Source organism: Streptomyces bungoensis, from assembly GCF_001514215.1.
Lineage (GTDB): Bacteria > Actinomycetota > Actinomycetes > Streptomycetales > Streptomycetaceae > Streptomyces > Streptomyces bungoensis.
The window spans coordinates 71851-95904 of the sequence record NZ_KQ948868.1; the positions used below are offsets into that span (position 1 = coordinate 71851).

The 24054-nt window shown below is 74.8% G+C and carries 20 protein-coding genes; 9 read left to right on the forward strand and 11 right to left on the reverse strand.

The window, feature by feature from the left end:
* Nucleotides 1–22: 22 nt before the first annotated feature.
* Complete coding sequence (locus tag AQJ66_RS28450) at nt 23–1534, reverse strand: MFS transporter (protein ID WP_107119073.1); 1512 nt, start codon at nt 1532–1534, stop codon at nt 23–25.
* A gap of 283 nt (nt 1535–1817) precedes the next feature.
* Nucleotides 1818–2183, reverse strand: coding sequence for a nuclear transport factor 2 family protein (locus AQJ66_RS28455; protein WP_061927793.1), 366 nt, complete (start codon nt 2181–2183; stop codon nt 1818–1820).
* A gap of 213 nt (nt 2184–2396) precedes the next feature.
* Here AQJ66_RS28455 and AQJ66_RS28460 point away from each other — a divergent pair, with 213 nt between their 5' ends.
* The 4 genes from AQJ66_RS28460 (at nt 2397) to AQJ66_RS28475 (ending at nt 5878) form a co-directional block, all read left to right on the forward strand.
* The gene (locus AQJ66_RS28460; protein WP_061927795.1) at nt 2397–3485 is read left to right on the forward strand and encodes an S-(hydroxymethyl)mycothiol dehydrogenase; all 1089 of its coding nucleotides are present in this window, start codon (nt 2397–2399) and stop codon (nt 3483–3485) included.
* Nucleotides 3482–4114, forward strand: coding sequence for an MBL fold metallo-hydrolase (locus AQJ66_RS28465; RefSeq protein WP_061927797.1), 633 nt, complete (start codon nt 3482–3484; stop codon nt 4112–4114). The genes AQJ66_RS28460 and AQJ66_RS28465 overlap by 4 nt, the downstream gene beginning before the upstream one ends.
* 763 nt (nt 4115–4877) lie before the next feature.
* Nucleotides 4878–5573 (forward strand): L,D-transpeptidase, encoded by a 696-nt coding sequence (locus tag AQJ66_RS28470; RefSeq protein WP_061927799.1) that lies wholly within the window; start codon nt 4878–4880, stop codon nt 5571–5573.
* A 119-nt stretch (nt 5574–5692) separates the two neighbouring features.
* Nucleotides 5693–5878 (forward strand): hypothetical protein, encoded by a 186-nt coding sequence (locus AQJ66_RS28475; RefSeq protein WP_061927988.1) that lies wholly within the window; start codon nt 5693–5695, stop codon nt 5876–5878.
* 124 nt (nt 5879–6002) lie between these two features.
* On the opposite strand, the gene AQJ66_RS28480 is transcribed toward AQJ66_RS28475, so the two are convergent.
* Nucleotides 6003–7382 carry a S1 family peptidase gene (locus AQJ66_RS28480; protein ID WP_061927802.1) on the reverse strand — a complete coding sequence of 460 codons (1380 nt, stop codon included), beginning with the start codon at nt 7380–7382 and terminating at the stop codon, nt 6003–6005.
* 236 nt (nt 7383–7618) lie between these two features.
* On the opposite strand from AQJ66_RS28480, the gene AQJ66_RS28485 reads away from it, so the two are divergent.
* Nucleotides 7619–8797 carry a MalY/PatB family protein gene (locus AQJ66_RS28485; RefSeq protein WP_061927804.1) on the forward strand — a complete coding sequence of 393 codons (1179 nt, stop codon included), beginning with the start codon at nt 7619–7621 and terminating at the stop codon, nt 8795–8797.
* Between the two features lie 67 nt (nt 8798–8864).
* A complete protein-coding gene (locus AQJ66_RS28490; RefSeq protein ID WP_061927806.1) occupies nt 8865–9251 on the forward strand; it encodes a PPOX class F420-dependent oxidoreductase in 387 nt (128 codons plus the stop codon).
* A 39-nt stretch (nt 9252–9290) separates the two neighbouring features.
* Here the strand turns inward: AQJ66_RS28490 and AQJ66_RS28495 are convergent, their stop codons facing one another.
* The 3 genes from AQJ66_RS28495 to AQJ66_RS28505 form a co-directional block, all read right to left on the reverse strand.
* Nucleotides 9291–12053, reverse strand: coding sequence for a hypothetical protein (locus AQJ66_RS28495; protein ID WP_061927808.1), 2763 nt, complete (start codon nt 12051–12053; stop codon nt 9291–9293).
* A 162-nt stretch (nt 12054–12215) separates the two neighbouring features.
* Nucleotides 12216–12632 (reverse strand): Zn-ribbon domain-containing OB-fold protein, encoded by a 417-nt coding sequence (locus tag AQJ66_RS28500; RefSeq protein WP_061927810.1) that lies wholly within the window; start codon nt 12630–12632, stop codon nt 12216–12218.
* 187 nt (nt 12633–12819) lie between these two features.
* Nucleotides 12820–13596, reverse strand: a complete 777-nt coding sequence (locus AQJ66_RS28505; RefSeq protein ID WP_061927812.1) for a TetR family transcriptional regulator — start codon at nt 13594–13596, stop codon at nt 12820–12822.
* 150 nt (nt 13597–13746) lie between these two features.
* Between AQJ66_RS28505 and AQJ66_RS28510 the strand changes: the two genes are divergently transcribed.
* From AQJ66_RS28510 to AQJ66_RS28520, 3 genes are all read left to right on the forward strand, one after another.
* Complete coding sequence (locus AQJ66_RS28510) at nt 13747–14589, forward strand: ATP-grasp domain-containing protein (RefSeq protein WP_061927814.1); 843 nt, start codon at nt 13747–13749, stop codon at nt 14587–14589.
* Nucleotides 14590–14657: 68 nt separating this feature from the next.
* On the forward strand, nt 14658–15356 hold the full coding sequence (locus tag AQJ66_RS28515; protein ID WP_061927816.1) for a peptidoglycan-binding protein: 699 nt from the start codon (nt 14658–14660) through the stop codon (nt 15354–15356).
* A 74-nt stretch (nt 15357–15430) separates the two neighbouring features.
* Entirely contained in the window at nt 15431–15913 is a 483-nt protein-coding gene (locus AQJ66_RS28520; RefSeq protein WP_061927818.1) for a flavin reductase family protein, read from the forward strand.
* 47 nt (nt 15914–15960) lie between these two features.
* Here the strand turns inward: AQJ66_RS28520 and AQJ66_RS28525 are convergent, their stop codons facing one another.
* The 5 genes from AQJ66_RS28525 to AQJ66_RS28545 form a co-directional block, all read right to left on the reverse strand.
* Complete coding sequence (locus tag AQJ66_RS28525; protein ID WP_061927820.1) at nt 15961–18336, reverse strand: SpoIIE family protein phosphatase; 2376 nt, start codon at nt 18334–18336, stop codon at nt 15961–15963.
* Nucleotides 18337–18681: 345 nt separating this feature from the next.
* Nucleotides 18682–19056 carry a hypothetical protein gene (locus AQJ66_RS28530; RefSeq protein WP_061927821.1) on the reverse strand — a complete coding sequence of 125 codons (375 nt, stop codon included), beginning with the start codon at nt 19054–19056 and terminating at the stop codon, nt 18682–18684.
* 409 nt (nt 19057–19465) lie between these two features.
* Entirely contained in the window at nt 19466–20383 is a 918-nt protein-coding gene (locus tag AQJ66_RS28535) for a MurR/RpiR family transcriptional regulator (RefSeq protein ID WP_061927822.1), read from the reverse strand.
* Between the two features lie 497 nt (nt 20384–20880).
* On the reverse strand, nt 20881–22806 hold the full coding sequence (locus tag AQJ66_RS28540) for a phosphatase PAP2 family protein (RefSeq protein WP_061927823.1): 1926 nt from the start codon (nt 22804–22806) through the stop codon (nt 20881–20883).
* Between the two features lie 243 nt (nt 22807–23049).
* The gene (locus AQJ66_RS28545) at nt 23050–23949 is read right to left on the reverse strand and encodes an N-acetylglucosamine kinase (protein ID WP_061927825.1); all 900 of its coding nucleotides are present in this window, start codon (nt 23947–23949) and stop codon (nt 23050–23052) included.
* Nucleotides 23950–24054 lie beyond the last annotated feature (105 nt).

Sequence of the window (24054 nt, forward strand, 5' to 3'; positions counted from 1 at the left end):
GCTCCCGGCCGGGGCCGGCCGCTCAGGTCTCCCGCGCGTTCACCGGACCGGTGGCGACCTCGTCCGGGCACTTCCGGCGAGTTCCCCGTGTCCGCCGGTCGCGGCGCCAGTCGAACGTCGCGAGGGCGAGGGAGGCCGCCATGCCGACGAGGGCGGCGCCCAGCGCCGCGAAGAGGGCACCGCGGTAGTCGTCGCTCCCGGCGAGCACCACGTAGAAGAGCCCGGGCAGGGCCGCGGTGCCCACGGCCGCGCCGAGCCGCTGCCCCGTCTGCAGCGCGCCGCCCGCCGCGCCCGCCATGCGCACCGGCACGTCCCGCAGCGTCATGGTGATGTTGGGGGAGACGACGAAGCCACCGCCGAAGCCGCCGAGGAACAGCAGCGGGGCGGCGAGCCAGGGAGCGCTGCCGGCGGGCCCGTAGCGCAGCAGCAGCGCGGCGCCGCCGAGCCCGAGGATCACGCCCGTGAGCCCGCACACCGTGAGCAGCCGGCCGAACCGCTCCACCAGCCGTCCGGCGACCACCGCGGTGATCGCCGAGCCGACGGCGAACGGGGTCACGGCCAGCCCGGACCGCAGCGGGGTGAAGCCCAGGCCGTGCTGGTAGAAGAGGGCGAAGACCAGCCAGACACCGCTGAAGCCGATGAAGTACAGCGTGCCGACACCGGCGCCGACGGCGTAGCCGCGCACGGTGGTGAACAGACGCGGGTCGAGCAGCGGCTGCGCGCCCCGGGCGACGAGGCGCCGCTGCCACTGCGCGAAGACGGCGAGGACCGCGACGCCCACGGGGAACAGCCACCACAGCTGCCCGATGCCGCCCGACTCCGCCTGGACCAGCGGATACATGAGGCAGAGCACGCCGAGACCCAGCAGCAGGACCCCGGGCACGTCCACGTGCCCCCGGCCGGACCGCCGGGTGCGGGGCAGCAGCCGGCGGCCGAGCAGGACCGCGAGGACGCCGATGGGGACGTTGACGTAGAAGATCCACCGCCAGCCCTGGGCGCCGGAGGCGAGGGCGAGGATGACACCCCCGGTGATCGGTCCGACGGCCGAGGAGATCCCGACGGTCGAGCCGAAGAGCCCGAAGGCGCGACCGCGTTCGGCGCCGCGGAACAGCTGCTGGATGAGCGCGGAGTTCTGCGGGGCCATGAAGCCCGCGGCCAGGCCCTGGGCCAGCCGGGCCACCACCAGCAGCGTGATGTCGGGGGCCGCGCCGCAGGCCGCGCTGAAGACCACGAAGCCGCTGAGGGCCAGCAGGAAGATGCGCCGCCGGTCCAGGGCGTCGCCGAGGCGCCCCGCGGTGACGAGGGCGAGGGCGAAGGTGAGGGCGTACCCGGAGACCACCCACTGCACCTGGGCGGCGGAGGCGTGCAGGTCGCGCTGGACGGTGGGCAGGGCGACCGCCACGATCGTCACGTCGAGCAGGCTCATGAAGCCGGCCACCAGGGTGATCCACAGGGCCCGCCAGCGGCGCGGGTCCGGCTCGTACCCGGCCTCCTGGGCGCCCGGGGCCCGCCCGCCCGCCTCCGACGCTGTCACAGGGGGGTGCTCCTCTCATCACGCCCGAACCAGGACGCACCAGGTTCCCCCGCCGGGCACGGCGCACACCTGGCCGCCGCCCCGCGTGAGGACCGGCCGGGGCCGCCCCGGGCGGCCGCCGGTGCCGGGGCCCGTCGCCGCGAGGGCGCGTCCTCAAGGACGCACCGGGCGGCCGGTCGCGGGCGCAGCGCCCGGTACTCCGTCCCGAACCGCCGCCCAGGCCCGGCCGGGGTCCGGGATTCCCGCGGCGCTGCTCAGGGGACGTGGAGGACTGCAGCGTCCGCTACTCGTCCCACGCCTGGATCATGATCTGTTCGGCTATCTTCCCGTCGCGCAGCGTGATCATCGACTCGGCGAAGACCCGGGTGCCGTCGCCGTACTCGCAGGACTCGCTGAACGCGGCGTGGTCGCCCTGCACCACGCACCGGTCCAGCTTGTGCGTCATGTCGCGGCGGTAGACGTCGTCGAGCAGCTCGGCGATCTGGATGCGGCCGTGCAGGACCCGGGGGTGGCTCGGCCGGCTGTCGCGGTCGACGATGCGGATCTCGGCGTCGTCCGCGTACAGGGACAGCAGGGTGTTGCCGGTGTTCCCCTCGATGCCCCGGCGCAGTTTCTCGGTGTCGAAGGCAGAGCCTGTCGCGGTACCCATGGTGACCTCCTTCGGGCGCCCGCGGCCCGGCGGGGAGCGGGCCGCACGGACCCCACGTCCGAGACTCCTCCGCGCCGGCGGGCCCGGCAAGCGCAGCGGGCACCCCGCCCCCGGGCCCGGAAAGATCCACCGGCGCCGTCGTGTCCGTGCCGCCGCCGATCACCGGCGCGTAGGGTCGGCACCAAGGCATGTCGATCGAGAAGGGGCCTGGCCATGGCGCAGGAAGTTCGCGGCGTGATCGCACCGGGGAAGGACGAACCCGTACGGGTCGAGACGATCGTGGTTCCGGACCCGGGACCCGGCGAGGCCGTCGTGCGCGTCCAGGCCTGCGGTGTCTGCCACACCGATCTGCACTACAAACAGGGCGGAATCTCCGACGACTTCCCGTTCCTCCTCGGCCACGAGGCCTCCGGCGTCGTGGAGTCGGTCGGGGACGGCGTCACCGAGGTGGCCCCCGGTGACTTCGTCATCCTCAACTGGCGTGCCGTGTGCGGCAACTGCCGGGCCTGTCTGCGCGGGCGCCCCTGGTACTGCTTCGACACCCACAACGCCAGCCAGCGGATGACCCTCGCCGGCACCGGGCAGGAGCTCTCCCCGGCCCTCGGGATCGGCGCCTTCGCCGAGAAGACGCTCGTCGCGGCCGGGCAGTGCACCAAGGTCGACCCGGCCGTCTCGCCGGCGGTCGCCGGACTGCTGGGCTGCGGGGTGATGGCCGGCCTCGGCGCCGCGATCAACACCGGCGACGTCGGGCGCGGCGACTCCGTCGCCGTCATCGGCTGCGGCGGCGTCGGCGACGCGGCGATCGCCGGGTCGAACCTCGCCGGCGCGGCGCGGATCATCGCCGTCGACATCGACGACCGCAAACTGGAGAAGGCCCGCACGCTCGGTGCCACGCACACCGTCAACTCCAAGGAGACCGACCCGGTCGAGGCGATCCGGGAACTGACCGGCGGGTTCGGCGCCGACGTCGTCATCGACGCGGTCGGCCGCCCCGAGACCTACCGGCAGGCCTTCTACGCGCGCGACCTGGCCGGCACCGTCGTCCTCGTCGGTGTCCCCACCCCCGAGATGAAACTCGAACTGCCGCTGCTGGACGTCTTCGGCCGCGGCGGCGCGCTGAAGTCCTCCTGGTACGGCGACTGCCTGCCCTCCCGGGACTTCCCCATGCTCGTCGACCTGCACCTGCAGGGCCGCCTGCCGCTGGACGCGTTCGTCACCGAGACCATCCGGCTGGACGAGGTGGAGCAGGCCTTCGAGCGGATGCACCACGGCGACGTGCTGCGCTCGGTGGTGGTGCTGTGACGACCGCCCGCATCGAACGCCTGGTCACCTCCGGGCAGTTCACCCTCGACGGCGGCACCTGGGACGTCGAGAACAACGTGTGGATCGTCGGCGACGACCACGAGGTGATCGTCATCGACGCCGCCCACGACGCCGAGGCCATCGCCGCCGCGGTCGGCGACCGCCGCCTGACCGCCATCGTGTGCACCCACGCCCACAACGACCACATCGACGCCGCGCCGGCCCTCGCCGACCTCACCGGCGCCACGATCTGGCTGCACGCCGACGACATGCCGCTGTGGAAGCTCACCCACCCCCACCGCGACCCCGACCGGCACCTCGTCGACGGGCAGGTCCTCGAGGCCGCCGGCGCCGACCTGACCGTCCTGCACACCCCGGGCCACGCGCCCGGCGCCGTCTGCCTGTACGACCCCGGGCTCGCGACGGTGTTCACCGGCGATACCCTCTTCCGGGGCGGACCCGGCGCCACCGGGCGCTCCTACTCCCACTTCCCGACGATCATCGACTCCGTCCGGGACCGGCTCCTCACCCTCCCGCCCGAGACGAAGGTCCTCACCGGCCACGGCGACTCCACCACCATCGGCGAGGAGGCCCCGCACCTGGAGGAATGGATCCGGCGCGGCCACTGAGGACCCGCCCGGCCGGGCGGCCCGGCGCCTTCCGCCGTCCTCCCGGCCGGGGCCTCACCCCGGCGGCCGCCCTGGACAACGTGGCCACCGAGTAGTTGGCGCGCCGGGCCATCTCCCGTACGTCATACCGCCGGCCTCCCGGCGCAGCTCGCGCACCTCGGACGCGAAGCGCTGCACCGGGCCGGCCGCCGGGTCCAACGCGCCTTCGCGACGCGCCATCCCCGTCCCCCGCTGACGACTCCGACCGGTCAGGCACCCCCGTCGCATCGCCCCGAACCCGTGGCAACGCCTCTGAACAGCGCGTTCCGGCCGATTTCCGGCACGGTTCACCCGCTCGCCCAAGGTGCCGCCCCGGCCTCGCGGAGACGTCCTGACCGGTGCTGCACGGCGGGCGCCGTGCCTCCGCCCGGCTGGGGGACGGCGTGGTACCGCTGAAGAAGCGCGGGGTACGGCGCCGGACCCCGGTGGCGGCGACAGGACGGGGCGACGTCACGGTGCCGGGGCCGGCGGCTGACCGTCGAATGGACGGGCGGCGGGGCTCGGACGGCGGCGAGCGGGCCGACGTCACCTGCGACCCCGCGGACCCGGCGGTGGCGCTGCTCGTCCGACCGTGCGCGGTAGTTCACCGTTGCGTCACAGCCTGGCCGGAACCACAACCATCGGCCCGCCGCACTGGTCTAGTAGGCCGAGAGCGCGGGAACCGCGCAGGGAACGCCCCGGGGCATGCCCCAGGGGACCGAGGGGACAAGGGGAAGAGGCCGACATGGGGGACATACGCAGAAGGGGTGCCGTCGCCCTGGGCGTCACCGGACTGGTGGCACCGCTCACGCTCGCCATCACCGCGGCACCGGCCCAGGCCGCGAGCTGCACCACGCAGGCGGGCCCGTACCAGAAGCAGGTGGAGAAGTTCCTCGGCCGCCCGGTCGACGGAAGGCAGTCCTCCACCGACTGCAAGGCCATCCAGGCCTTCCAGAACAAGCACGGCATCACGCCCGCCATCGGCTACGCCGGCCCCGTCACCTGGGGCGTGATGGACCTGATGAACAAGCAGAAGGCCGTGGGGGACAACCCCAACAAGGCCGGCAAGTGCCCGGTGAACAAGGGCCGCATCGCCTGCGTGAACCTCACGCTCCAGCTCAGCTGGATCCAGGACGGCAGCAGGCTCGTGTACGGGCCGGTCCCCGTGCGCACCGGCCGCAAGGGGTACGTCACCCGCACCGGCCTGAAGAAGATCTACTGGCGGGACATCGACCACGTCTCGAACATCTACGACGTGCCGATGCCCTACAGCCAGTTCTTCGACGGCGGTCAGGCCTTCCACTCGGTGAACCTCAGCATGTGGAACCCGCCGGGATCCCACGGCTGCGTGAACATGACGACGACGACCGCCAAGAAGTACTGGTCGCTGCTGAAGACGGGGGACGACGTCTTCGTCTACGGCCGCAAGCCCGGCACCTGAGCCGCCGGCGGGACCGGCCGCCGGAGGCGTGCGCGCGGCGTATTGACGTGATGAGCAACACGGTCCGGTATGTCCGGTTCCGGCGCCTTTATTCACAGCGCCTTCACGTCCTCCGGCATATGCTTCACAGCATGTCCACCACTGTTGAAACCGCCTCCGAGCGATCGGCCGCGGAGGTCAACGAGGAGATCCGGGCCCTGTGGCGCCGGTCGGGCGGGACACTGACCACCGAGCAGCGCGCGGAGTACCAGCGCCTCGTGTTGGAGTGGGCCGCCGCGGCCCCGCAGCCGTCCCGGGCGGCCTGACCCGGCGGGGCGGGCACCGCCCCGGCCACCCCGGCACCCGTGAACGCACGGGTGCCCTTCTCGTGACACCTTCCCTCCCCGATCACCACAAAGAGCCTGGCCGGCGCCCGCGAGGGCCCGGCCGTCAGCCCCACGTCGCGGAGTAGTACCGCTGGTACGCCTTGCGGTCCTGCTCCGCACGGATGTAGCGGGTCGCGACGAGGGCGATCAGGCTGCCGGCGATCACCAGCAGCCCGGGACCGAGGTTGCGGGTGTCCGTCAGCCGGGCCAGCAGCGTCTCGCCCTGTGCGGTACCCGTCACCGGCGCCGAGGAGCCGGGCGAGGCCGCGCTCGGCGCCACCGCACCCTGCGTGGCCGACGGCGCGGGCGCCGGCGAGGCGTTCCGGGCGCCGCCGGCGTTCTGCGCCGACACCAGCAGCTTGACGTTCAGCGCCGCCAGCGCCCTGGTCACCGGCTGGAAGAACGTCGTGCCGCCCGTGGTGCAGTCCCCGCTGCCGCCCGAGGTGACGCCCAGCGCGACGCCCTCGGAGAACAACGGGCCGCCGCTGTCCCCCGGTTCGGCGCACACGTCGGTCTGGATCAGCCCGGTCACCGTCCCCTCGGGGTAGTTGACCGTCGCGTTCAGCCCGGTCACCTGCCCGTCGTGCAGGCCGCTCGTGCTGCCGCTGCGGAACACCCGCTGCCCTACGGCCGGATCGGCGACCCCGGTGATCCGCACGCCCTTGCCGCCGCCGACGGCCACCACGTCGGCCCCGTCACCGGCCCGGCCCGAGGTGTACTGGACCAGCGAGAAGTCGTTGCCGGGGAAGGTGCTGCTGACCGTCCGCCCCAGCTGCTGGTTGCCCTGGTTGTCGGCGAACCAGATGGACCCGGAGGGGCCGCAGTGGCCGGCGGTGAGGATGAAGTCGGTCCGGCCGTCGGTCACGTTGAAGCCGGCCGAGCAGCGCCCGCCCGTCGACAGGATCGGCTGCGCCCCGTTCAGTCGGGTGGTGAAGGTGCCCTGCGTGCGCTCCATCCGCACGAAACCGCCGATGCGGGCGGCGACCCGGGTCATCCGCGACCAGTCGGCGGCCGACACGGTGCGGTCGGCCTGCACCACGACCCGGTTGGTCCGGTAGTCCACGGACCAGGCCGTGCCCGCCACCCGGGGCGCCGACCGCAGCGTGGCGGTCGCCGACTTCAGCTCGTCCATGCTGTGCGCGACGAGCTTCGGCTCGGCCCCCGCGCGCCGCACCACCCGGGCCGCAGAGGAGTCGGTCACCGCCACCACGGGACGCCCGTCGGCGCCGATCCAGTCGCCCGCGGTCCGCGCCGTGCCGAGCTCCGCCACCAGTGCGGCACCGGTGCCCGTGGCCGTCCCGGGCGAGCTGAGCGCTCGGGCGGACGCCGGGGGCGTCTCGCTCGCCATGGCCGCCTGGGTGACCATCGCTCCTCCCAGGAGGAGTCCGCCGACCGCCGCCAGCCGTGTCACCCGCCTCACGACCCGTCGTCGTGCGTGCCTCATGCCTGGCTCCCGAAACCCCGACGCGCGATGCCCGAACGGCACCGCGGGGCCCTCCGGTCGCGAGCGCCCGACTCTCAGTACGCGCCCCGGCCCGGCACCGTTCAGCCGCGCGGTGATCTTCCGGGCCGGCCGGGCCGGTTCAGCGTCCTCTTCTGCGTCCTCGCGGACGCGCACACGCCCCGTCCGTCCGGCCCGCCCCGTTTCCGCTCATGCCACAGGCCCCTATCTTGGGCCGCATGACCAGCATCCCGCAGCACCCGCCCGGCGAACCCGACCCGCTGCGCGCCCTGACCCTCGGGCAGCTGCGTCGGCGGACGAGCATGAAGTGGCGCACCTACCCCGAGGACGTGCTGCCGCTGTGGGTGGCCGAGATGGACGTCCCGCTCGCCGGGCCCGTCGTCCGCGCCGTCACCGACGCGCTCGCCCTCGGGGACACCGGCTATCCGGCGGGCACCGGCTACGCCGAGGCGCTGGCCGGCTTCGCCGCCAAGCGCTGGAACTGGGACGGGATCGCCGTGGAGCGCACGGCGATCGTTCCGGACGTGATGCTCGGCGTGGTCGAGATGCTCCGGCTGGTCACCGGGCCCGGCGATCCGGTGATCGTCAACTCCCCGGTGTACCCGCCGTTCTACCAGTTCGTCACCCACCTGAACCGCCGCGTGGTGGAGGCCCCGCTCGGCGCCGGTCTGCGCCTCGACCTCGACCTGCTGGAGACGACGTTCCGGGCGGCCACCGCGGGCGGCGGCCGGGCCGCGTTCCTGCTGTGCAGCCCGCACAACCCCACCGGCACCGTGCACACCGCCGCCGAGCTCGCGGCCGTCGCGGAGCTCGCCGAGCGCCACGGCGTCCGGGTCGTCGCGGACGAGATCCACGCCCCGCTCGTCGCCCCCGGCGTCACCTTCGTGCCGTATCTCAGCGTGCCCGGCGCCGGGCGGGGCCTGTCGCTGATGTCCGCGTCCAAGGGCTGGAACCTGGCCGGCCTCAAGGCGGCGCTGGCCGTCGCCGGGCCCGGAGCCGCCGCCGACCTCGCCCGGATGCCGGAGGAGGTCGGCCACGGCGCCAGCCACGTCGCCGTCATCGCCCACACCGCCGCCCTGAACGACGCCACCGGCTGGCTGGACGCGCTGCTGGCCGGCCTCGACGCCAACCGGCGCCTGCTCACCGCGCTGCTGGCCGAGCACCTGCCCGCGGTCCGCCCCCACCCGGGCCGGGCCACTTACCTGGCCTGGCTCGACTGCCGGGCGCTCGGCCTCGGCCACGACCCGGCGGCGGTCTTCCTCGACCGCGGCCGCGTCGCCCTCAACTCCGGGCTGCCCTTCGGCACCGGCGGCGCCGGGCACGTGCGCCTGAACCTGGCGACCTCACCGGAGATCCTCACCGAGGGGGTGCGGCGCATGGCGGCGGCGCTCACCTGAGGCGCCCGCGCGCCACGACAGCCCCCGCGCCGTGCCCGGGCGAGGCGCGCCCTCCTAGACTGCCGCCATGGACGACACGCGGCTGGACCGGCTCGGCGCCGGAAAGTACCTGCTCGTCACCAGCTACCGCAAGGACGGCCGGCCCGTGGCCACGCCCGTGTGGGTGGTCCGGGACGGCGACGCCCTGGGGGTGTGGACGGCCGCCGACAGCTTCAAGGTCAAGCGGATCCGCCGCCGCGCCGACGTCCTCGCCAGCCCCTGCGACGTGCGCGGCCATCCCACCGGCGACCAGCTCCCGGCCACCGCGCAGATCGCCGACGCGGCCACCACCGCCCGCTACCGCGATCTCATCGCCCGCAAGTACGGCCTCATGGGCCGCCTCACCCTGCTGGGCAGCCGGCTGCGGCGCGGCGTGGACGGCACGGTCGGGATCCGGGTGACCCTCAAGCCCTGAGGCTCCGGGGAGCCGGCGCTCCCCGGAGCCTCAGGGCGGCTACGGCGCGTCGAGCACGGTGCCGGTCATCTCCAGCCCGCCGGAGCGCGGCTCACCGGTCTGCGGGTCGATCTGCCGGAACCGCACCGACTCCGCGGGTTCGGCGACCCGGTCCGTCACCGTGGGGACGGCGACGTCGGCGCTGGTCTTCCCGGGCGGGATGTCCACCCACAGGGCGAGGCCGCCGTCCACCTTCGACAGGGGCCGCTCGGGGTCCGGCGACGCCCCGGCGGTGTCGCGCAGCCAGCGCGCGGACACGTCCTTGGTCGACAGCTCCGGCGACACCGGTACGGCGGCGAAGATCGTGCCCATGTCCACGTCCACGGCCTCCGACAACGCCACTCGCCACTTGAGGGACTGGCCCTCGGTGACCCGGTCGGCGACGGGGGTGACGGTCACCGCGGGCGCCGGGTCGTCGTCGTGCACGGTGAGCCCGCCCCGGTAGGAGCCCACTACCGCGCCCCGCACCGCCTTGACGAGGATGTCGTGCGACACGTCGGTGCCGTAGCGGGTGTTGCCCCGCACCTCGACCGGCACGTCGATGTCGTGGCCGCCCGGATGCACCGTGACCAGCCGGTTCTTCGTCCGGCCGGTGTCCGGGTCGATCACGTACACCCGGACCTGGCCGCTGCCGTGCCCGGACACCTCGACCGGCACCCGGTAGGTGCGCACCCCGGAGTCGCCCTCGTCGACGCTGGTGCGGCCGACGTCCACCCGCGGCAGGGCGGCCGCCCGCACCGCCGGCAGGCCCGGCCGCCAGCCCCAGGCGTCCATCAGCCAGGCCCGGCCCGAACCCGAACGGGGCGTCAGCTCCAGCGACCTGACGTGCCGCAGGTCCAGGTGCGCCCGCCCGGCCGCCGCCAGCGGCAGGCGGAACTCGCGGGCCCAGTAGGACGCGGTGCGCTCACTGCCCGGCAGCCCGTCGGCGTCGATCCGGCCGAGGAGCGCCCGGCGGCCGGAGGCGTCGGTGACCGCCACGTCCAGGCGGGTGCCCCGGGAGTTCGGCGGCACGAACAGCCGCAGCGCCAGCGCCTTGTCGCCCGCCAGCGACAACGGTTCCGCGGCCCGCACCCGGGCCGCGGAACCGGCCCGCGTCCAGTGCAGCGCGACAGCGTGCCGGCCGGCCTCCGGCCCCGTCTCCCACTGCGCGAAGTGCGGCGAGACGCCCTTGGCGCCCTGGTCCAGACACGACTTGGCGGGGGAGGAGTCCACCGCCGAGCACAGCCGCCCGCCGGTGACGGACACCGTGCCGTCCGGCAGGAACCCGGCGCCCCGGCGCCCGCCCACCGCGTGCGTGAGGACCCGCGCCGGATCCGCCGACGGCGCCCGCTTCCCGGAGCCGTCCAGCAGCGGCCGGACCCGGTCGTCACCGGCGACGAACAGCCGCGCGGCCGCCGCGATGTAGGTCGAGCCGGCCCGGTGCTGCTGGTCGGCGGTCAGCCGGGTGGCCGCCCGCTTGCCGCACACCGGGTCGGGGTGGTGCGGGTCGTCCGAGAAGTCGTCCTCGGCGGGCGCGGCGGCCTGCCCCGGAGTCCACTCGGAGTTGAAGAAGTTGTGGTCGGCGCCGACCACGTACACGGCGCTGTGCAGGGCGGTGCCGCGGCTGACGGCGCGCGTGCCGTCGACGTACACCTCGCCCTGCAGGTCGGAGACGTCTCCGTCGCAGCCCGGCAGGATCGTCGCCGACGGCACGTCGGGCACCGGGTTCTGGCCGAAGACGGTCGGGCCGATGAGGACCAGGCCGCGCACGGTCCAGCGCACCGGGCCGTGGTAGCCGTCCTGCGCGGCGGGCGGCGGGTACAGGCTGTCCAGCGCCGCCCGGCTCACCCCCTCGCCGCCGCGCGAGTGACCGACCAGCAGGACGCGGGACAGGTCGGCGCGGGGCGCGTCCCGTACGACGGCCGGCGCCGTCGCGGGGTGTGCGGACCAGTCGGCCCAGTGCGCCAGATGCAGCCGCACCAGGGACGAGCGGGCCTGCGCGCCGCCGTCCTCGGCGGCGAAGTCCTGGCCGTTGACGCCGTTCGCGGAGATCGACACGGTGTCGTAGCCCTGGGAGGCCAGCAGCTTCTGGTCGCGCAGGTAGCCGCGGTGGCTGGGCACGGCCTTGGTGCCGGCCGGGCAGGGCCAGTCGCCGGTGATGTCGTGGCCCTTGTAGCAGGTGTAGTGGCGGCCGTGCAGGAACAGCGCGAGCGGACGCGGGCCGTGCGCACCGGTGGGGGAGACCACCACCGCCCGCATCTCCACCGGGGCGGCGAAGCCCGGCAGCCGCACCGAACGGAGCCGGTACTCGCCGGACTTGGTGTGGTACGGCCCCGGCTTGCCCGGGTCCACGGCATTGGCGGGCAGCGGGGCGGGCGGGCGGACCGCTGCGCCGGGGGAAGCGGTGGGCCCCGTGCCGTCCAGCCGGCGTCCGCCGGACCAGACCTGCAGGCCCCGCAGTTCACCGGTCCGCGGTCCGTCGAGGCGCAGCCCGAAGGTGTGCCCGTCCCCGCCCGGCCGCGGGACTCCCAACAGCCTTCCGTCCGCCCGGAATTCGACGCGGGCGTCGCCCATGGGCACCGGCCGGTCCGACCGCCACACCAGCCGCGGCGCCGACCGCCCGCCAGTGATCGCCCAACCGGGCGGCAGCGTCCGGCCCTCCGTGACGCTCGACGCCCCTGTCGCCGACGGTGGTTGATCCTCCGCGACTGCCGCCCCTGGGGATGCTCCCGCCACCGCGAGCAACGCGGTGGCGGTGACCCATATGTGCCGGGCACGGACCACAGTTCCTCCTCGAACCCCGACCTCGGGCGTCCCGGCGGTCCCGGGCGCCCCTCGCCTCACGGAGGACGGGGAGGACACCCTGTGGGTTGTCTGTGTGGAGGAAGTGGATGATCACCATGCGCGGTTATCGGCCAACCAGGGGCGGGCGCACGGCCGATGGGCTCAGGTCCAGGCGCGGTACGGCTCGTCGACCAGCTGGAAGACCGGCTCGCCGCGCACCGGGTCCTTGGCGGTGGACAGCCGCACCCGGTCGCCGCTGTGGATGCCGACGGGCGGCCCCATCACCCGGCCCCGGACGACGAAGCCCTCGGCCATCTCGATCAGGGACACGTTGCGCGCCGCCGGGGTGTTGCGGTGCACCACGGTGGAGTGGCGCACCGTGCCGATGCCCTCGCTGCGTTCCGTGCGCAGGTCGCTGCCCTGGCACACCGGGCACAGCAGCCGGTGGTACATCGCGGTGCCGCACCAGGTGCAGCGCTGGAAGCAGATGGCGTCCCTGGAGTCCGCGGCCCCGGGTTCGAGCACACCCGTCGCGGAGCCGGCCGCCGGGTGCGAGACGCTTGCTGAGTGGTGGAACACGCTGGTAACTCCCTGCGCTCGGCCGGAATCCGGCGTGCCCGGACGCAAGCCGCGCACGCCTGTGCGCGGTTGCCGTGCCACCGTGCACGAGCGACAGGGTATGGCACTCAGTGTCACTCGTAAAGGCACTCCGTACCCCGAATCTGTGGAGACCCGGTGTGCGCGCAGGGCCGGGGTCCGGGCCGGGTCAGGCCCGGCCGAGCGCCGCCTCGAGTTCCCGCACCATCCGCCACAGCGGTGCGTCGCGCCGCGTGACGAGCACGACCACGTCGTCGGGCCGCTCCGACCACGCGCCCGCGCCGGCCGGGGCGGCACGCGCGGTAGGTGCGACGGTCGGGACCGGTGCCGCCGGTGTTGCCGGGGCGGGCTCCGGCCGGGCGAACGCGGTCTGCACGTACCCCAGCGCGTGGTCGACCCACGCGTCCGCGTCGCCCTCGCCGTCCGAACGCAGCCAGGAGCGCAGGGCGTTGTTGTGCGCCGCCACCACCGCGGCGGCGATCACGTCGGCCCGCAGCGTCCCGTCCGGCCGCCCGGCCAGCCGCGTGCGCAGGTACTCGGCGAGCGCGCGCTCGTAGCGCCACACCACCGACAGCTCGTAGGCGCGCAGGCCTGGCACCCGCTTGGTGAGCCGGTAGCGCTGCACCGAGAAGGCCGGGTTCTCGGCGTACATCCGCAGCACCAGCCGGGCCGCGTCGCAGACCCGCCGCACCGGCTCGTCCTCCTCCCCGCTCGCGGCGAGGAACGCGGTCATGTCGGCGAGGCAGCGCTCGTGGTCCGGGAAGACCACGTCCTCCTTGGAGGGGAAGTAGCGGAAGAAGGAGCGCCGGCCCACCCCGGCCAGCGCCACGATGTCGTCCACCGTCGTCTGCTCGTACCCGCGTTCCAGGAAGAGCTGGAAGGCCGCCGCCACCAGGGCGTCCCGCATCGGCGGCTTCGCGGCGGGCGCCGCGCTGCTGGAGCTCATGAACGGGAACGTAGCACCCGGCGGCAGTTCATGACACTCAGTGCAGTGATTGCCCCCTCGTGAGGGAACTGAGTGCTCTGACGTAACCTTTCTCCACCGTCGCCGCCCCGGCCCCCGTGCCGGTGCCGGCCCTGCTCGAGGAGACCCCGCATGCCCGCCGCCCGCCCCCGTCTCCTCTACGTCACCGACCTGGCGTACCAGGCCCGCGGGCGCCGCTACTGCGACGAGGACATCCTGCTCACCTCCCGGCTGCGCGAACACTTCGACCTGGCCCTGTGCCACCCGCTGGACGCGACCGCCCTCATGCCCGGCCACGACGCCGTCGTCGTCCGCAACAGCGGGCCCGTCCTCGGCTACCAGAGCGAGTACGAGGCCTTCCGCACCCGTGCGCTCGCCGACGGGATCCCGGTCTACAACCCGCTCACCGGCAAGGCGGACATGGCCGGCAAGCAGTACCTGCTCGACCTCGGCGCCGCCGGCTTCCCCGTCATCCCCACCGTCGACCGCGCCGCCGACGTGCAGCGGCTGCCGGTGGCGGAGCGGTACGTGGTCAAGCCGAAGCTCGGCGCGGACTCGCTCGGCCTGCGCGTCCTGCCCGCCGGGCGGCTCACCGGCCTCGCCGACGGCGCCCTGCTCATCCAGCCGTGCGTCGACTTCTCCTACGAGGTGTCGTTCTACTTCGTCGACGACGACTTCCAGTACGCCCTGTACGCCCCGGACCCGGCGCGCCGCTGGGAGCTGGAGCCGTACCCGGCCACCGCGGCCGACCTGGAGTTCGCCCGCCGCTTCATCGACTGGAACGGCCTCGGCCACGGCATCCAGCGCGTCGACGCCTGCCGCGCCCCGGACGGCGAACTGCTGCTGGTCGAACTGGAAGACCTCAACCCCTACCTCTCCCTGGACGCCCTCGCGGAGGACGCCCGGGAGGCCTTCGTCGCCGCGCTGACGTCCTCCCTGGGCCGGTTCGTCCACGCGGCGCGCGTCCCGGCCTGAACGGGGCGGCCGCTCCCGCCGTATCCCCGCACGGGACCGCGACTCCCGTGGACGGAGAGGAGAGCAGAGTGCCGACACCGCCCGACCCCCACCGGCCGCCCCCGGGTCCGGTCCTGGAACCCGTCCGCGTGCAGCGGCTGCGCCGTTTCGACGCCCTCGCCGAGCTGATGCGGGAGATGCGCCCGGAGCGGGAGACGTACGAGTCCTTCGGCCCCGCGCCCCGGCCGGACACGGCGACGCCCCGGCCACCCCGCGCCGAGGACGAGACCCGGGAACTCCCCCCGTTCCCGGCCGGCGGCCGAGGCGGCGCCCCCGGAGCCTCCGGCCACGGCCGCGGCCTGCGCCGGGCCGCGGTCACGGTCGCCGTCGGCGCGGCCGCCCTGGTCGGCTTCGCCTGCGCCCTGCTGCTGCCCGGCCGGCCCGCGACCGCCACCGCGGAGCCCGCCCGCACCGCCCCGACGACCCCGGCCGCCACCACCGCCCCGGCCCCACCCGTCACCACCGCACCCGCCGACGACCCCGACGGCGCCGGCACCCTGCGCCAGGGCGACTCCGGCCCCCGGGTCACCGACCTGCAACTGCGCCTGCTGCGCATCCCCGACGTCTACCGCGACGGCTCCACCAGCGGCACCTACGACGCGGTCCTCACCGAGGCCGTGGCCCGCTTCCAGCTCTGGTACGGCATCAGCGGCGACGAGAGGGGCGTCTACGGCGACGACACCCGGCGCGCCCTGGAGTCCCGGACCGGCCCGGGCACCGGCGGCTGACCCGAGGGCCGCGTCGGACGCGTGTCCCGGGGCATGCTGAGGACGCGGCGACGGCGCGGAGGGAGCGGAGCGGCATGACGGACCTGGACGGCTTCTTCGACCGGCTCGACCCGGACATGTGCGTCGTGACGGCGACGGCGGACGGTGAACGGGCGGGCTGCCTGGTGGGCTTCGCCTCGCAGTGCTCGATGCGGCCCCGGCGGTTCGTGGTGTGGCTGTCCAAGGCCAACCGCACCTACCGGGTGGCCCGCTCCGCGCACTGCCTCGCCGTCCACCTGCTCACCCGGGAGAAGCGCGGTCTCGCGGAACTCTTCGGCGGGGAGACCGGCGACGAGGTCGACAAGTTCGCCCGGGTGGCGTGGCACGAAGGACACGGCGGGGCGGCCGTCCTCGCGGACGCGGCGGCCTGGTTCGTCGGCACCGTCCTGCACCGCACCGACGGCGGTGACCACGTCGGCTTCGTCCTCGACCCGGTCCGGTGGGGCGAGGGCCCCGGCGGGCCCCTGCTGCGGCTGTCGGACGCGCTGCCGATCGAGGCCGGGCACCCCGTGGAGTGACACCGGCGGGACCGGGACGGCGACCGGGGAGGGCGGGTGGCCGGACGCTACTCGCCGTCCACCGGCATCCGGATGTCCAGCAGGCACACGTCGTCCCGCCGCCGCTGGCCGAGCATCGTGTCGAGCAGCGCGTCCAGGGACCCGGAGGGGCCGCAGGTGTGCACCCGGACCGCCTCGGCCAGCCGGGCGAAGCCCATGTCCAGGCCCTCGCCGAGGCGCTCCATGAGACCGTCGGTGTACATCAGCAGCCGGTCTCCGGGCTCCAGGCGGATCTCGGCCGACTCGTAGACCGGGTTCGCGCTCGCGCCGAGCAGCATGCCGCCGGGGCGATCCAGGAAGCGCACCTTGCCGTCGCGCACCAGCAGCGGCGGCGGGTGGCCGGCCTGCGCCCAGGTCAGGACGCGGCTGCCGGGGTGGTAGCGGGCGAGGACCATGGTGGCGGTGGTCCGGCTGTCCCTGGAGTGCAGCAGCAGCCGGTTCAGCCGGCCGAGGGCCCCGGTCAGCGACGAGCCGGTGCTGACCATGCCCTTGGCGGTGAACCGGAGCTGGGCCATCGTCGCCACGGCGCCGATGCCGTGGCCCGCCACGTCGCCGACCACGAACAGTGCGTCGTCGTTGGGCAGTTCGACGGCGCTGAACCAGTCGCCGCCGACGTGGATGCCCGACTGCGCGGGCAGGTAGGCGACGTCGACGCACAGCCCGGCCAGCCGCACCGGCTCGCTGGGCAGCGGCAGCAGCGCGTGCTGCAGCCGGGCGGCCAGCGCCCGCTCGGCCTGCAGGATCCCGCGCTGCAGCAGCACCGCTCGCTCGCTCTCCACCAGGGCCAGTTCGGCACTGCGCTGGGGGGTGAGGTCCTGGACGAAGCCGTGCACCTCGGCGGGGGTGCCGTCCGGCTCGGTGACGGCTTCGGCGACGAACCTGAGGTGCCGTACGTCTTCGGCGGCGCGGACCCGGAACGGCACGTCGAACGGCCGGCCGTGCCGGACCAGGTCGGCGATGGCGTGGGCCAGGGTGCCCGCGTCCTCCGGCAGCGCCAGGTCCGGCAGCTCCTCCAGGCGGACCGGCCCGCGGGCGGGGGCGCGGCCGAGCACCGCGTACGCCTGCGCGGACCAGGCGATCTCCTGGGTGACCAGGTTCCAGTTGGCCCAGCCGAGATTGCCCAGGCGCTGCACGTCGGACAGCCGCTGCTCCTGGCGCTCCACGGGGTCGTGCCGCAGCCAGGTCACCAGCAGCCCGGCGCCGAGCGGGGCGGCCCGCACCGAGTAGGTGGCGGTGACGGGCACCCCGTCGGCGACGTCCTGGTAGGCGAACGGCTCGCTCTCGAAGGGCACCTTGGTGGTGAGCGCGTCCAGGTAGCCGCGCCACAGCGGCTCACCCGCGACGGACGGATAACTCTCGAGGATGTGCTTGCCGAGCATGTCCCGTCCGGCCCGGCCGAACACGTCGACCGCCTCGGGGGTGGCCGCGTCGATGCGGTAGTCCTCCACCTCGCCGGAGCCGGAGAGCAGCGGGGTCAGCAGCACCGTCGCACCCGGCAGGGCGTCGAGCACCGCCTGCACGGTCTGCGCGACACGGTCCCCGGTACCCTCCTGCGGGGCGTCGAAGGCGCGCAGCCGGCCCGCGCACAGCCGGGCGACGGCCCGCAGCAGCTCCCGCTGGCGCCGCGGGAACGGGCCCGCCTGGCGGCGCATCACCCCGAGCGCGACGCCGGGGGAGCCACCGGGCGGAACGGGCAGCCAGGCCCGCGACGGCCACCGCTCGGGCCGGCCCCCGATCAGCAGGTGCCCCTGACGTTCCCGGGACACGTCCTCGAGCCAGCACGCCTCCCTGGTCTCCAGGATGTCCAGCGGCGTGACGCCGCTCAGGGGCGGCACCCGGCGCCACTGCGCGGCGAGGGGCGCGTCCAGACCGGCGTGCCCCATCAGTTCGAGCCCGCCCTCGGGCAGCCGCCCGTAGAAGATCACCGCGTCGGCGCCCACTTCGGGCCCGAGGTGCTCCAGCAGGCATCCGGCCAGCTCCTGCGGGGAACGCACCCCGACCAGGTCCCGGCCGACGCGGGCGAGGACCTCGGCGATGTCCCCGGTGCCGGCGGGCGCGCTCTCCCAGACGGCGGCGGAAGGGGCGTCCGCCGCCCCGGGCGGTTCCAGCCCGGCCGTCGCGGCGGCCTGCTGCTCCGGCGGCAGCAGGGCGCCCAGGGCGAGCCAGCACTCCTCCAGCAGCGTGCGGCCCCCTGCCTTGGCGCGCTGCACCAGCTCCTCGTGCGCGCTGTCGGGGGAACAACCGGTCGTCGCCATCAGGGCGCCCTTGGCGCGCTCCAGTACGGCCGTGACCGCGGCCGCGTTCCGCAGCCGCTCCATCTCGGCCCGCTGCCGGGCCACGACCTTGGCCAGCGCCGTCACGTCGGTGCCGGTGCCGGGGTCCACGGAGGGCGCGGGCTCGCTCGTCACGCGACGAGCATCGCACAAGTGGGCCGCTCCGATCACTCGTCTGCCCGGCCGTCTTCCCACCTGGACGCCTCGGCCGGGGGTGGCGCCCACGGGTTCACGGGGCTCCGGGGGATACGACCGAAACGACCAGGGCTTGCCCAGAGGGAGTCCGGGCCCGGCCCTCGCGGAAAGGGCACGGAGACTCCGTGATCGGCTCGCGGTCGGTGAACTGTCGGTAAGAATGCGGGGAGAGGGCCCTCGGGGCTGCCCGGGGAAGGCGCGTCCGGTTTCCGGGCCGCCTTCGGGTGCCTGGGCCGCCGCGGGGGCGCGTACGGGAAGGCGTCAGCGGCCGGTGCCGCGTGCCGCCAGTGCCTCGGTCACCGCGCGGACGCTGCGGGCGATGTGCTGGAGCTGCAGCACCTCGGCCGCGTACAGCTTGATCGTGTGTTCGATGACCGACTCCGGCAGGCCGAGGACGGGCAGCTCGGCCCGGGCGGTCTGCAGCGCGGTCCGGGCCACCCGTATCTCCTGCTGGACCTGGATCTGCGCGTGCCGGGCGAGCAGCACCGGATGCCGCATCAGCGCCGGGTAGCTGGCGTAGCGCGCGGGGATCAGGTCGCGCAGCCACTTGGCCGCCGAGCGTTCCCAGTCGTAGCTGCCGGGCATCTTGACCTGGCAGGGCCAGTCGGGGCTCGTGCGCGTGGTGGTCAGGGGCATGGTCTTCGCTTCCGGTGTGCGGCGTCGTGAGGGTGGTCCGACGGTGTGGGGCGGCCCCGGCCTAGGGGATGACCGGGGCCGCCACGGGCGCGTCGCCGAGGCGGCGCGCCACCGAACACCCGCGGCGCCGACGTGGGTAGGGGACGGCGGCTTGGGGTGTCCGAGCGGGGGCCCCGTCGGTCGGGAACCGGCGCGTCGAGCGGGTGTGCAGGCGCATGGGCGGTTCGTCGACTTTCTCGGGGCGGTGGTGCGAGCGTGGGGCCCGCGGGGTGGAACGCGCCGGGATGGGTCGGGTGCGATCCGTGAGCAGTATTTATATATGCCGTCCGCTTGGCAAGACGTATGAAAACATTCATGCGTGCTGGGTGGTGAATGATCCCCGTACGGTGGGAGGATCTCCGCCCGCGCCTCAGTCCCTGAGGAAGAACTGCTGCTGGTCGGCCACTTGCTCGTACTTCTCCAGCCGTCCCTGGGTGCGCTCCGGGTCCGCGTCGGTCATGGCCTGCAGCAGCGCGGCGGCCATCAGGCCGGGCGCCGCGTAGGAGTCGAAGACCAGGCGGGAGCCGGTACCGGTGGCGAAGGTGACGTCGGCCTCGTCGGCCAGCGGACCGAGCGCCAGGTCGGTGATCAGCGCGACCTTCAGACCCGCGTCGCGCGCGACCCGCAGCGCGGTGAGCGTCTCCTGCGCGTGCCGGGGCATCGCGAACGCCAGCACCCAGGTGCCGCCGGCCTCACGGGACTGCAGCAGCGCGTCGTAGGCCACGCTGCCGCCCCGCGTCACCAGCCGTACGTCGGGATGGATGCGGCGGGCGGCGTAGCCGAAGTACTCGGCCAGCGACACGGAGATGCGCAGGCCCAGCACGGTCAGCGGGGCGGAGCGGGACAGCTCGCGGCCGACCCGGATCACCCGGTCCGGGTCGGCGAAGTCGCGGCGCAGGTTCTCCAGGTTCTGGATCTCGGCGTCGACCGCCGCCTGGAGCTCGTTGGCGCGGTTCACCTCACCCGGCCCCCCGGCCAGCGTGCTCAGCGCGATCGACTGCAGCTTCTCCCGCAGCGCGGGATAGCCGCTGAAGCCGACCGCGGCGGCGAAGCGCGTCACCGAGGGCTGGCTCACGCCGACGCGGTCCGCCAGCTCGGTGATCGACAGGAAGGCCGCCTCGGTGATGTGCTCGATCAGGTACTGCGCGACCCGGCGCTGCCCCGGGGACAGCCGGGGTCCGTCGAACAGCTCCCTGAGCTGGGAGGTCGGCGCGGCCTCGGCCTCCGGCGCGGTCTTCCCGGACCTGATCGCTGACGCCTGGGCGCGTGCCTGCTGCGGCGAGGACACCGGTCGGCCTCCTTTGTCTCCCACGACCACTCAACATAGTGCACCGGCCGCGTCTAGCAGGGACGATGACGGTCGGTACGCTGTCGCAGCCGTCTCCTTCGCGCAGGGCGGGCGGTACCGGGAGTGCGACGTCCGGGGAGCCTGCCATGACCGCCGTCGGCCGGATCAGGTGCGGCAGCGGCGCGTACGGTGCCGCCGCCGTCAGCCGTCAGCCGTCAGCCGTCAGCCGCCGGCCGCACCGCGCGCCGTGACGGCGCTGAGGATCGCCGTCAGGAACCGCTGCCGGACCCATTACGGCGCATCCGCTCTCCGCACGCCGTCACCCGGCCCCCGGCCGCGCGGCGCCCGGGGCGTGCCGGGGCCTGCTCAGGTCCCAGGGGCCCGGGGCGACGAAGGGGAGGTGTGCCCCCTGCGGCTGCCGTGCGCCCGGCTCCAGCACGGTGAGAGCGGGGTCCCGAGGAGCACCGCCCCAGCGACACTCCCGCCCCCCGGCGGCGTCACCGCCTCACGAGTCGTACCGACAGGCCCTCCGCCGTGTACACCGGTACGGCCCGCAGCCCGGCGCTGTCGACCTCCACGCGGGCGAACTGCCCGCACAGCCGGGGCGCGGCGAGTACCGGCACGGTGCTGCCCGGTGCCGGCGGCCGCCGCTCGTCGAGGCGCAGCGACAGCACGGCCGAGCGGCCCAGCACCGCCAGGTGCCTGACCATGAGCGGAGCCTTGCCGCCCGCGCGCAGGGTGACCTCCAGCGTGCCCGCGTCCTGGGCGTGGCCGCCGCGCACCCGCAGCCGCCCCGGCACCCGCAGGGTGCCGTCCGAGACCCGCACGTCACCGTGGCCGAGGGCGTCCTCGGAGCCCGCGACCAGCGTGCCCCCGGCCAGCACCGTGCCGCCCGTGTAGCGGTTCCGGCCGGTCAGGGCCAGCGTGCCCGTGCCCCGCTTGGTCAGGCCGCCCCGCCCGTCGATGTCGTTGCGCCAGGCGTCGGCCGCCGAGAAGCCGCCGGCGGCCGCGTCCAGGGTGACCGTGACGCCGGAGTCGAAGGCGCCGTAGCCGTCGGCCGCCGCGAACAGGTTCAGCCGGCCCCACTGCTCGAAGCCGTCGAGCAGCACGTACCCGGAGGGCAGCCCGGTGGTGCGCAGCACCTCGCGGCGCTGGGCCGCGTCCAGGTAGGGCAGCCGGGTCTCCAGCAGCACCTCGGCGCCCTTCGGCACGGTCAGCGGCAGGTCGCGGCCCTGCCGGGTGAGCGCGTACGTCAGCCGGGCGCGCACCGCGCGGGCGTTGGCCTCCCGGTCGGCGTACGGGTCGGTGTCCGGGTGCGCGTAGGCGCACAGCGAGTCGGCGGTGGTGCCGGTCCGCTCGGTGAAGTACGCCAGGGCCTGGGCGCGGGCCGCCGCCTTCAGGCCGGCGTTGGCCGGGTCGGCGAGGGCGGCGGCCGCCAGGGCGGTGGCCATGATCCGGCCGCCGATGACGTCGACGGTGTGGTGCATGCCCGCCACGATCCGGGTGTGGCTCAGTTCGAAGGCGCGCGTCACCAGCTCCTGGAACCGCTCCGGCACGGCGTACGCGTAGGCCAGCGCGGCCAGGTGGAAGGCGTTGGTGTGGCCGCTCGGGAAGCCGCCGTCGTCGGCCGCGGAGGTGCCGCGCTGGCGCAGCAGCTGGGGCGCGACGACCACGGGGGAGTCGTACACCGGGAAGCCGAACGCGTCGGTCCTGCCGGTGTCGACGACCTCGCTGTCCTCGTTCAGCCGCCACGGGCGCGGGTACTGGTAGGCGTACTTGGCGGGGTTGCCGGAGGCGAACGGGCCGCGCACGGTGTCGACCAGTTCGGCGACCCTGCCGAGCGCGGAGTCGTGGGAGCCCGCGCCGAGCGCGGAGCCGGCCGGGGCGTCCGGGGGCAGGATGTCGCTCACCGTCGTCGCCGGGGTGCCGTCGGGGGCGCTGGTGATCGAGGTGACCGCCTTGGCGCCCGCCGTGTACAGGCCGGCCAGCGGGCCGAGGCCGTCGATCATGGCGTAGCTCTGGTGCCGGCGGTCGTAGACGAAGGCCTCTTTCGCCTGTGCGTCCGTGCGCTCGGCGGTGGCCCGGGCGCAGTAGCGCATGTCGGCGCGCAGCACCTCGGGGCTCAGCGGGACGCCGGTGTTCCAGGCGGAGCCGGTCTTCCACACCTGGGCGAAGCCGCCGAGGACCCGGACGACGGCGTTGGTCTCCGGGGTCAGGTTCGCGGCGGTGTTGCTCCTGTAGTCGTCGACGAACGCGGCGGGGGCGGTCGCGGCCTTCGCGTCGGCCGCTGACAGCCAGGCGGCGAAGGTGGGGGTGGCCAGCACGCCCGCCGAGGCGCCCAGCGAGGTCTTCAGGAACCCGCGCCGGTCCGGAGCGGCGGCGCGGGCCGGCGAGGAGGTGCGGTGCCCGGCGAGTGACGGCATGCGTGTGCCTCTCTTCAGTTCTGATCTTCGGTGGTGCGACACGGGGGAGGGCCCACGGGAACACCGCTCGCGTTGTGCGCGGTTGTGCGATCCCGTCGGGAAAGCAGGGGAGACGGAGGGGAAATAAGCAGGAAAATGGTGAACGGGTGCATGTCTAGGACTGGTTGATGACCCGGCGGGGAGGCGGCGGCCGCCCGGAGGTGTGCGACGGGTGAACGCGTAGTGCGCCGCTCACCGCGCCGGTCACCGCAGCGAACGCGCCAGCTCCACCGCACCGTTGACGGGCGGCACCCGCAGCGGCCGCGGCCGGGCCCCCGGCAGCGCCTCGGCCAGCGCGGCGGTGAAGGCGCCGTACAGCGGCGGCTGGACGAGCACGGTGCTGCCCGCCACCACCACGTCGTCCACGACGACACCGCGGCCGGCGAGCCGGCCGACGAGCGCGGCCAGCGAGCGGCCCCCGGCGTCGATCACCTCGCGCGCGAGCCGGGAGCCCGCCGCGGCCGCCGAGAAGACGACGGGGGCGTGCCGCCCCCACTCGGCGGAGACGTCCGTGGCGCTTTCCAGCGCCGCTCCCAGCGCGGGTACCTCGGGTACGCCGAAGGCCTCGGTGAGGGCGCCGGCCAGCGCGTCGGGCGGCTCGCCGCGGTCGTGGGCGGCCCAGCAGGCCCGCGCGGCCTCCCGGACCAGGCCCGCCGAGCCGCCCTCGTCCCCGAGGACCGCGCCCCAGCCGCCGACCTGCACCCGGGTGCCGTCGGCCGCACGGCCCACCGCGACCGAGCCGGTGCCCGCGACGAGACCGACGCCCTTGTCCAGCCCGGCGGCCGGTACGAGGAGTTCGGCGTCGCCGACGACCAGCGCGGGCGCGTCGACGTACGACCGGAGAGCGGTGCGGATCTCCGCGCACTGGCGCGGGGTCTCGCAGGCGTGGCCGCCCACGGCCAGGGCGGACGGGCGCACACCCGCGGGCAGGGCGTCGGTGACCAGGCGGGCGAGCCAGCCGGCGGCGGCCGCGGGGTCGTGCGGCCGCCAGCCGCTGCTCGCGCGGACGCGGTCGGCCACCAGGGCGTCACCCGCGAGGGCGCGCAGACGCGTCTTGGTGCCCCCCACGTCGATGCCGACCCACAGGGGCGGGGAATCGTGCACGGGACCTCTTTCGTCGGGCGCTGAGCTGCGACGGCGGGCGAACCGTGCCGGGAACGGAACACGAGGCGGAGCGGTAGGGAAGCCCCGGGACGGGCCTCTGGCGGA

Bases quoted from the DNA above. Each gene is read 5' to 3' on its own strand.
- AQJ66_RS28505 (WP_061927812.1), bottom strand. From the start codon at position 13,596: ATGAGCTCCAGCAGCGCGGCGCCCGCCGCGAAGCCGCCGATGCGGGAC.
- AQJ66_RS28540 (WP_061927823.1), bottom strand. From the start codon at position 22,806: ATGCCGTCACTCGCCGGGCACCGCACCTCCTCGCCGGCCCGCGCCGCC.
- AQJ66_RS28470 (WP_061927799.1), top strand. From the start codon at position 4,878: ATGGGGGACATACGCAGAAGGGGTGCCGTCGCCCTGGGCGTCACCGGA.
- AQJ66_RS28455 (WP_061927793.1), bottom strand. From the start codon at position 2,183: ATGGGTACCGCGACAGGCTCTGCCTTCGACACCGAGAAACTGCGCCGG.
- AQJ66_RS28530 (WP_061927821.1), bottom strand. From the start codon at position 19,056: ATGCCCCTGACCACCACGCGCACGAGCCCCGACTGGCCCTGCCAGGTC.
- AQJ66_RS28485 (WP_061927804.1), top strand. From the start codon at position 7,619: ATGACCAGCATCCCGCAGCACCCGCCCGGCGAACCCGACCCGCTGCGC.
- AQJ66_RS28510 (WP_061927814.1), top strand. From the start codon at position 13,747: ATGCCCGCCGCCCGCCCCCGTCTCCTCTACGTCACCGACCTGGCGTAC.
- AQJ66_RS28475 (WP_061927988.1), top strand. From the start codon at position 5,693: ATGCTTCACAGCATGTCCACCACTGTTGAAACCGCCTCCGAGCGATCG.
- AQJ66_RS28490 (WP_061927806.1), top strand. From the start codon at position 8,865: ATGGACGACACGCGGCTGGACCGGCTCGGCGCCGGAAAGTACCTGCTC.
- AQJ66_RS28520 (WP_061927818.1), top strand. From the start codon at position 15,431: ATGACGGACCTGGACGGCTTCTTCGACCGGCTCGACCCGGACATGTGC.
- AQJ66_RS28460 (WP_061927795.1), top strand. From the start codon at position 2,397: ATGGCGCAGGAAGTTCGCGGCGTGATCGCACCGGGGAAGGACGAACCC.
- AQJ66_RS28480 (WP_061927802.1), bottom strand. From the start codon at position 7,382: ATGAGGCACGCACGACGACGGGTCGTGAGGCGGGTGACACGGCTGGCG.